General features: G+C 61.8%; 8 protein-coding genes and 1 pseudogene. 2 read left to right on the top strand and 7 right to left on the bottom strand.

From position 1 onward, the window contains the following. The 6 genes and pseudogenes from WKW80_RS12240 to WKW80_RS12215 form a co-directional block, all read right to left on the bottom strand. Positions 1 to 129, bottom strand: a pseudogene (locus WKW80_RS12240) (electron transfer flavoprotein subunit beta/FixA family protein); the annotation flags it as partial. Positions 130 to 146: 17 nt separating this feature from the next. After that, positions 147 to 1,160, bottom strand: coding sequence for a tripartite tricarboxylate transporter substrate-binding protein (locus tag WKW80_RS12235; protein ID WP_340363818.1), 1,014 nt, complete (start codon positions 1,158 to 1,160; stop codon positions 147 to 149). 23 nt (positions 1,161 to 1,183) lie between these two features. Next, positions 1,184 to 2,509: an MFS family transporter gene (locus tag WKW80_RS12230; RefSeq protein WP_422822893.1), complete on the bottom strand. Its 1,326-nt coding sequence runs from the start codon at positions 2,507 to 2,509 to the stop codon at positions 1,184 to 1,186. Between the two features lie 86 nt (positions 2,510 to 2,595). Beyond that, on the bottom strand, positions 2,596 to 3,786 hold the full coding sequence (locus WKW80_RS12225) for a CaiB/BaiF CoA transferase family protein (RefSeq protein ID WP_340363817.1): 1,191 nt from the start codon (positions 3,784 to 3,786) through the stop codon (positions 2,596 to 2,598). Positions 3,787 to 3,800: 14 nt separating this feature from the next. Beyond that, positions 3,801 to 4,961, bottom strand: coding sequence for an acyl-CoA dehydrogenase family protein (locus WKW80_RS12220; protein WP_340363816.1), 1,161 nt, complete (start codon positions 4,959 to 4,961; stop codon positions 3,801 to 3,803). Positions 4,962 to 5,008: 47 nt separating this feature from the next. Then, positions 5,009 to 5,863, bottom strand: a complete 855-nt coding sequence (locus WKW80_RS12215) for an HTD2 family dehydratase (protein WP_340363815.1) — start codon at positions 5,861 to 5,863, stop codon at positions 5,009 to 5,011. A 68-nt stretch (positions 5,864 to 5,931) separates the two neighbouring features. Here WKW80_RS12215 and WKW80_RS12210 point away from each other — a divergent pair, with 68 nt between their 5' ends. Together WKW80_RS12210 and WKW80_RS12205 are read left to right on the top strand one after the other, a co-directional pair. Continuing rightward, positions 5,932 to 6,897, top strand: a complete 966-nt coding sequence (locus WKW80_RS12210; RefSeq protein ID WP_340363814.1) for a LysR substrate-binding domain-containing protein — start codon at positions 5,932 to 5,934, stop codon at positions 6,895 to 6,897. Further along, complete coding sequence (locus WKW80_RS12205; RefSeq protein WP_340363813.1) at positions 6,887 to 7,213, top strand: hypothetical protein; 327 nt, start codon at positions 6,887 to 6,889, stop codon at positions 7,211 to 7,213. Before WKW80_RS12210 ends, WKW80_RS12205 begins: the two co-directional genes overlap by 11 nt. Here WKW80_RS12205 and WKW80_RS12200 read toward each other — a convergent pair. After that, a complete protein-coding gene (locus WKW80_RS12200; protein ID WP_340363812.1) occupies positions 7,200 to 8,189 on the bottom strand; it encodes a Bug family tripartite tricarboxylate transporter substrate binding protein in 990 nt (329 codons plus the stop codon). The genes WKW80_RS12205 and WKW80_RS12200 overlap by 14 nt on opposite strands. Positions 8,190 to 8,191: the final 2 nt, after the last annotated feature.

The following is an 8,191-nucleotide window of genomic DNA, read 5'->3' as shown; positions in this document are numbered from 1 at the left end:
GACGGCAATTTCGTCGAAGGGGTTCATGCTCATCTTGACGTTGGCAATGTCGACGCCAGTGCCATCGGACTTGACGCGAACCTTGACGTTGTAGTCAACGACCCGCTTGACGGAGACAAGAACTTTCATGGTGCGATCACTCCAAGTCAATCAGCAAACTGTCCCGCCGCCTTGATGACGGGCGCGTAGCGGGTGGTCTCCTGCGCGAGCCACGTTTGCAGGCCCACCGGCGTCTGCTTGGACTCTGTCACGACGACCGCCCCCAGTTCGTCCAGGCGCTTCGCGACAGCGGGGTCGACAAGGGCAGACCGCAACGCCGCACCGAACTTGTCGATGGCTTCCTTCGGCGTGCCCTTGGGCGCGTAGATCCCGTGCCACACGACGATCTCGGAGCCCTTGAGTCCCTGTTCGGAAAGGGTGGGTGCATCGGGCATCGATTTGATGCGCGCTGTCGTCGTCACGCCATACAGTTTCACCGATCCAGCCTTGATGTACTGGGTCGTCGAAGTCGTCTGGTCGCACAGAAGGTCGACCTGACCGCCCAGCAAGGCATTCATCGCCGGGCCGGTCCCTTGGTAGGGAACAGTGGTCAGATTGGCGCCCGTCGCCTGACGGAACAGCATGCCGCACAGGTGCGACACCGCGCCAAGACCCGCATGTGCGAGCGTGACTTTGTCGCCGTTGGCCTTGAGGTAGGCGCGCAATTCGTTGAAATCCTTCGCGGGCAGGTCCTTGCGGCCGATCAGGGTCATGGGCACGTCGATGACCTGGCTCACGTAGTCGAAGTCTGTCAGCGGGTTGTACGACAGCTTGCGGTAAAGCGCCGGTGCTGTGGCCATGCCATTGTGGTGGATCAGGAAGGTGTAGCCGTCCGGCTTGGACTTGGCGGTGTAGTTGGCGGCGATGGTGCCGCCGGCACCTGTCTTGTTCTCGATCAGCACGGGCTGGTTGAGCGTGCGGCTCATGGCGGCGCCGAGCGTTCGCGCCACCAGATCCGTTGGGCCGCCCGCCGAAAATGGCACGACGAGCGTGATGGGCTTGTTCGGGTAGGCCGCCTGTGCCAGCACGGCCGGCGAGCAGAACGCAGCGACAAGCAGAACGGCAGATGCCCTTAGGCGTGAACGTCCATTGGCCAGGTGCCGGATAAGGTTGGTTTTCATGCAATTTGCCTTGTGCAGGGGGTTCATGATTTGCTCCGCAGGTAGTCGCTTTTTCGCTCGTCCGGCATGAACAGCGCGGAGAGCAATACGACTGCGCCCATCAACGTGACGTACCAGAAGAAATGGCTCTCCGTTCCATTCGCCTTGAACGACAGCGCCACGAATTCAGCGGTGCCACCGAACATCGCGTTGGCGATGGCATAGGGCAACCCGACCGCCAGGGCGCGGATCTGCGCCGGAAACATCTGGGCTTTGACCAGGCCGCTGATGGAGGTATAGAAGCTCATGCCAACCAGCGCCACCAGGGCGAGGACGAAGGCCGTGCCAGCGTCTTTCGCGGCCCCGATCGACGTCATCAGCGGAACGGTCGCAAAGGTGAAAAACAATCCATAGAGGAGCATCGAGTTACGGCGGCCGATACGGTCCGACAGCGCACCGAAAAGCGGCTGGATGCACATGAAGATGAAGAGCACCCCGGTCATCACGTGGCTGGCCACTTTCGCGTCCATGTGAGCCGAGTTCACGAGGTACTTCTGCATGTACGAAGTGAAGGTGTAGAAGATCAGCGATCCGCCCGCGGTGAAGCCAAGCACGATCAGCAACGCGCGCGGATGAGCGAGAACGCCACGGATCGTTCCGCTTTCGGGATCCTTGTCATGACCCTCCCTCGTCTCCACCATCGACCGCCGAACCACGAGAGCCACCAGTGCACCTGCCGCCCCGATGAAGAACGGAATGCGCCACCCCCAGGCCTTCAGGTCATCAAGTGACAGCACCGACTGCAGCACGGCAATCACCATCACCGCAAGTAACTGCCCCGCGATGATGGTTGCGTAGTGAAAAGAACCATAGAAGCCGCGCCGGCCTTCTGTTGCGATCTCGCTCATGTACGTTGCGCTGGTCCCGTACTCCCCGCCGACGGAAAGACCCTGCAGAAGTCTCGCCACAAGGAGGAGCGCCGCAGCCCACAGGCCGATGGACTCGTACGTCGGCAAGCACGCAATGATCAGCGAGCCAACGCACATCAAGATTACGGAAAGAACCATTGACGTCTTCCGGCCCTGCCGGTCCGCGATCCGGCCGAACACCCACCCTCCGAGAGGACGCATGAAGAAGCCCGCCGCGAAGATGCCCGCAGTGTTGAGCAACTGCGTTGTCGGATTGCTTGACGGAAAGAACGCTGGGGCGAAATAGATCGCCGTGAATGCGTAAGCGAAGAAATCAAACCATTCGACGATGTTGCCCGAGGAGGCAATCAGGATCGACTTGATGGCCGACAGCTTCGGAACGGGCGATGGGGAAAAGCCGGCTACCTCGTGGGGCGCGCGCGCGGACAAGACTTCAGACACGGTATGTCTCCTTCATTCTCAAAAAAATGCGGGATGGATGACGGCGAGCCTCTGCGGGTGCTCGTCATTGGGGGACTAGAGGGCCACTAGACGGCCTTTGCGTTTTGCATCGCCTCGATCGCGGCACGGCTAAAGCCGAGTTCATCGAGAATCGATTCGGTGTGCTGCCCCAGCGCGGGCACAGAATCCATGCGGGGCTCGAATGCTTTGCTCTGACCGGGGGGTAGCAAGGCCGGAACGGGTCCAGTGGGCGTCTCGACTTGTACCCAGCGGTCCCTCGCTTTCAACTGAGAATGCACCCACACGTCTTTCATGTCGTTCATGCTTGCGTTTGCAATCTGTGCTTCATCGAGCCGCGCAATAACCTGCTCGGCGCTGAGGCCGGCGAAGGTCTCAACGATGATGGCGCGCAGCGCCTGCCTTGCTGCCGTGCGCTTCGTGTTCGAAGCAAAGCGCTCGTCGGTCGCTAGTTCAGGACGCTGCAGCACGAGACGGCAGAACGCCTCCCATTCGCGCTCGTTCTGCAGGCCCAGCATCACGGTCTTGCCGTCACCTGCGGGGAACGGACCATAGGGATAGATGGTCGCGTGCGCTGCCCCGGCGCGTGGCGGGGGCATGGCGCCATCGAAGGCGTAGTACAACGGGTAGCCCATCCACTCGACCATGCTCTCCAGCATCGACACATCGATGCGGCAACCCTTGCCGGTGCGCCCGCGCTGGATGAGGGCCGACAGGATGTTGGTGTAGGCGTACATGCCCGCCGCGATGTCGGCGATGGAGCAACCGGCCTTCGCGGGCTCGTCCGGCGAGCCGGTGATCGAGAGGAAGCCCGACTCGCTCTGGATCAGCAGGTCGTAGGCTTTCTTGTCGCGGTAAGGGCCCTTGTTCTTCGGGTCGTCGCCGTAGCCCGAGATGTCGCAGACGATGAGCCGTGGATGCTTCTCGCACAAGTCTTCGTACGACAGGCCGAGACGCGCCGCCGCGCCCGGCGCGAGGTTCTGCACCAGCACATCGGCGCCTTCGATCAGCTTGGCCAGCACGTCCTGGGCCTGTGCCTGTTTGACGTCAAGCGTGAGGCTTTCCTTAGAGCGGTTGGTCCAGACGAAGTGCGAGGCCATGCCGCGCACGCGCTCGTCATAGGCGCGGGCGAAGTCGCCGCTGCCGGGCCGCTCGACCTTGATGACGCGCGCGCCGAGGTCGGCCAGTTGCCGTGTGCAGAAAGGCGCCGCGATGGCGTGCTCCAGCGTGACGACGGTGATTCCATCGAGGGGTCGCATGTCGGGCTCTTTTCTTAATATGACTTCGGCAGCCCGAGCACGTGCTCGGCCACGTACGCGTAGATCAGATTGGTCGAAATCGGCGCCACCTGATACAGCCGCGTCTCGCGGAACTTGCGCTCGATGTCGTATTCGTTCGCAAAACCGAAGCCACCATGCGTCTGCATGCACACATTGGCCGCTTCCCATGACGCCTTCGCGGCCAGGTACTTCGCCATGTTGGCCTGCGCGCCGCAGGGCTGATTGGCGTCGAACAATTCGGCCGCCTTGAACCGCATGAGGTTGGCCGCCTCGATCTCGATGAAAGCGTCCGCGATCGGGAACTGCACGCCCTGGTTCTTGCCAATCGGCCGATCGAACACGATGCGTTCGTTCGCGTACTTGGTGGCCCGATCGATGAACCAATATCCGTCACCGATGCATTCGGCGGCGATCAGCGTACGCTCGGCGTTCAGGCCATCCAGGATGTACTTGAAGCCCCTTCCCTCTTGGCCGATCAGGTTTTCCTCAGGAATCTCGAGGTTGTCGAAGAAGAGCTCATTGGTCTCGTGGTTGACCAAGTTGGGGATCGGCCGAACCGCGAGGCCCTTGCCAATGGCCTCGCGAAGATCGACGATGAAGATCGACATGCCTTCGGACTTCTTCTTGACCTCGGCCAGCGGGGTCGTGCGCGCCAGCAGGATCATCAGGTCGGAGTGCTGCACGCGCGAGATCCAGACTTTTTGGCCATTGACGACGTAGCGGCCGTCCTTCTTCACCGCCGTGGTCTTGATCTTGGTCGTGTCGGTGCCGGTAGTCGGCTCGGTGACGGCCATGGACTGGATGCGCAGCTTGCCAGCGGCGATGCCGGGCAAGTATTTTTCCTTCTGCGCCTTGCTGCCGCTGCGCAGCAACGTGCCCATGTTGTACATCTGCCCGTGCACCGCGCCAGAGTTGCCGCCCGAGCGGTTGATTTCCTCCATGATCACAGTCGCCGCCGTCAGGCCAAGACCGGTGCCCCCGTACTCCTCGGGGATCATCGCGGCCAACCAGCCAGCTTCCATCAAGGCATCGACGAATTTCTCGGGATAAGCTCTTTCTTCATCGACCTTGCGAAAATACTCGTCGGGGAATTGGGTGCACAGGTGGCGGACGGCATCGCGGATCTCTTGATGCTGATCGGATTCATTCATCATTTAAAAGTCTCCTTGTGAGTTCTGGGGGTGTGGTTTCGGTCTCTGGATCAGGCAAGAATCGCGGTGGCATCCATCGCTAGCGCGCCGTCGGAGTGCTGCGCCCAAAGTTGGACAGTTCGACCGTCCTCGCTGCGGCGGCCACAAACCTGAAAAGGCGTCGTATCGAACGTGGGCTTCATCGCGCGAAAGGAAAAGCGCGCGACCTTCGCGTCGGGAAGGTTGCGCCGCAGCAGATCGAGCAGCAGAGTTGCGAGAAGCGGGCCATGCACGACCAGGCCCGGATAGCCCTCGACCTCGGTGACGTAGCGGCGGTCGTAGTGGATGCGGTGGCCGTTGAAGGTCAGGGCCGAGTAGCGAAACAGCAGTACGTCGTCAGGCTCGACAGTGCGCATCCATTCATATTCGGTTGGCGCGACCTGCACGGCCGGCACCGGGTCGCCGGGTTTGGGGTTGTCGCGGTAGACGATGTCGTGTTCGTCGACGATCGCTAGGCCTTGCTCGTCCGAAATCTCGTGGCGCACACGCACGAAGATCAGCGCACCGCTGCGGCCTTCCTTGCCGCTGACGTCCACGATGCTCGACTCACGTCGGATGGCGCTGCCGATTGCCAAGGGGCGCAGGAACTCGATGCGGCTGCCGGCCCACATGCGCCGCGGCAGGGGCACCGGGGGAAGAAAGCCACCGCGTTTCGGATGGCCGTCGGCGCCGATCTCCGATTGCCGAGCCATGGGAAGGAAGTACAGCCAGTGCCAGCATGGGGGAACCGGGTCCCCCGGGTGCGGCGCAGGATCTTCCCGGTCGAGCGTTGCGGCCAATGCCTGAATTGGCGTCGATGAGGAGAAATCGGTGTACGACTCCGCCTTGCCGATCCACGACTTCAGATGTTCGATGTCCATAGCCATTCAATGTCTCCTTCTGTTCTCGTTGATGCGAATTCTGGTTACCGCAGCAGTATTTGTGAAATACATTGTTGGCCTACGGCATAGATGAAAAACATATAGCCATGGAGCTGCGGCAACTGAGATATTTCGTCGGTGTTTGCGAAGCTGGAAGCCTGTTGCAAGCCGCGGGTCGCCTGCACGTGGCGCAGCCCGCACTTGGGCAACAGATCGCCGCGCTTGAGGACGAAGTCGGCAGCAAACTGTTCGAGCGATCCAGCCGCGGCATGGCTTTGAACGACGCGGGGCGAACCTTTCTGGAACATGCAAGGGTGGTGCTCGCAGATGTTGAACGCGCGCGTCTCTCGGTACGCGATTCGACTGCCGAGCCGCGCGGAGAAGTGGTTATTGGCTTGCCCACAACGATCGCACTGGCGGCTACCGTCCCGATACTGCGTGCCTGTCGCGAGCGGTTACCGCACGTGCGCCTCAAAGTGGTAGAGGCGTACAGCGGCTTCCTGACCGAATGGCTGCAAGGGGGGCGCCTCGACCTGGCGCTCCTTTTCGGCGATGCTCCCGAACCTGCGCTGGCCAAGCGCGCATTGCTCGACGAGCGTCTCGCCTTGGTCACCGATGCCAGTGGAGCGCTCGCTCCTGCGCGCATCTCGCTTGCCAGGGCCGCAAGGTACCCGCTGATCCTGCCCGGCCGGGAGCATGGGCTTCGCCGAATCATTGACCAGGCATGCGCGAGAGCGTCGGTCGAGCTCGACGTGATTGCCGAGGTCGACTCCTTGTCAAGCGTGAAGAAAGCGGTTGAGTCGGGCATCGGAAGCACCATCCTTTCACTGGCGTCGGTTGCGGAGGAGGTGGCGGAGGCGAGACTTCGTGCGTACGCCATAACCGATGAAGAAATGACACGCCGCGTGGTCTGCGCGACCAATGTCACCCGCCCGGCCACGGCAGCCAGCGCGGCAGTTCTTGCGCTAGCCACGGAATTGATCCACGACATGGTCAAGTCCGGGGCTTGGCCCGCGCGTTGGATCGGCAGTGGTCGATGAATTCGAGGCGCTGAATCGTGATGCTTTCGCTTCATCGAATCGAACCCCGCCGGTCTCGCAGCTTCTTTCATGGATTCGTCAGGTTGACGGGATGGAATCGTGGCTTGAACTGCCGCATCATCTACAGCTCTACGGCCTGAACGGGACGGTGGCGTCAAGCCACGTGCATCTTGCCGATGCCATGTTCGGCACTGGCTTCGAGCACGATCAGATTCTTGCGTCCGGCCGACAAGCGCGGCAGCTTGGTCATACGAGGCGGCTGAAACAGCGCACATGTTCTTTCCTGCTTGACGGCCAATGCCTTAATCTCGCTTGAGACCACCGATGGACTTGATGACCGCCCCCCACTTGTCGAGCTCGGTCTTGACCAGCGCGGCCAGCACTTCGGGCGTCGATCCAACCGGCGTGGCACTCAGCTCTTTCAGCTTGGCTTGGACGTCCTGTTGTGCCACCACCGCCTGCAGCTCCCGGCTCGTCAGTTCGACGAAGGGGGCCGGCAATTTCGCGGGACCAAAGACGGCGTTCCAGGTGTACGTTTCATAGCCAGGGACGCCCGCCTCGGCGAGCGTCGGAATGTCCGGGAATGACGGCGAGCGCTTACTGGTCGTCACCGCCAATGCGCGCACCGATCCCGCTCGAATGTGCGATGCCGCGCCGGTCAAGACGTCGAACAGCATCGGAATGTGTCCCCCGACCAGATCGGTCATGGCCGGTCCACCGCCCTTGTAAGGGACGTGACCGATGTCCACGCCGGCCATGGACTTGAACAACTCCCCCGACAGGTGCGGCGGCGTACCGACGCCCGATGAGCCGTAGCTGAACTTGCCAGGCTCCGCCTTCAGCATGGCGATGAGTTCGCGAACGTCCTTCGCCTTGAAGGTCTTGCTAACCAGCAACACGTTTGGCACGGTCGCCACAAGCGAGATGGGTGTGAAGTCGCGCTGCGCGTCGTAGGGCGCCGGCGGTGTCGACAGCGGATTGATGGCATGCGTCGCCACTGTGCCCATCAACAGCACGCTGCCGTCGGCAGTTGCCTTTGCAACCTTGGCCGCGCCGATAGCGCCGCCACCGCCTGCGACGTTCTCCACGATGACACTGCGCCCGATCCGCTCTGCGAGCTTCTGGGCGATCAGACGGGAGACCACATCCGTGGCGCCCCCTGCAGCAAAGGGCACGACCAGGGTGATGGGGCCTTTGGACGTCTGCGCGAATACGCATGGCAGGGACGTGCCCAGCGTAGAGGCCACGCCAAACTTGATGAGGTCGCGCCGCGAGAACTTCGAGATATTCATTG

This window comes from Variovorax humicola (assembly GCF_037889915.1).
Taxonomy (GTDB): domain Bacteria; phylum Pseudomonadota; class Gammaproteobacteria; order Burkholderiales; family Burkholderiaceae_C; genus Variovorax; species Variovorax humicola.
Note: the sequence above shows the minus strand (reverse complement) of the source record. Positions and strands in the feature narration are given on the sequence as shown.

Excerpts from the sequence above, each read along its gene's own strand:
- WKW80_RS12215 (WP_340363815.1), bottom strand. The coding sequence starts at position 5,863 with ATGGCTATGGACATCGAACATCTGAAGTCGTGGATCGGCAAGGCGGAG.
- WKW80_RS12225 (WP_340363817.1), bottom strand. The coding sequence starts at position 3,786 with ATGCGACCCCTCGATGGAATCACCGTCGTCACGCTGGAGCACGCCATC.
- WKW80_RS12235 (WP_340363818.1), bottom strand. The coding sequence starts at position 1,160 with ATGAAAACCAACCTTATCCGGCACCTGGCCAATGGACGTTCACGCCTA.
- WKW80_RS12220 (WP_340363816.1), bottom strand. The coding sequence starts at position 4,961 with ATGATGAATGAATCCGATCAGCATCAAGAGATCCGCGATGCCGTCCGC.
- WKW80_RS12200 (WP_340363812.1), bottom strand. The coding sequence starts at position 8,189 with ATGAATATCTCGAAGTTCTCGCGGCGCGACCTCATCAAGTTTGGCGTG.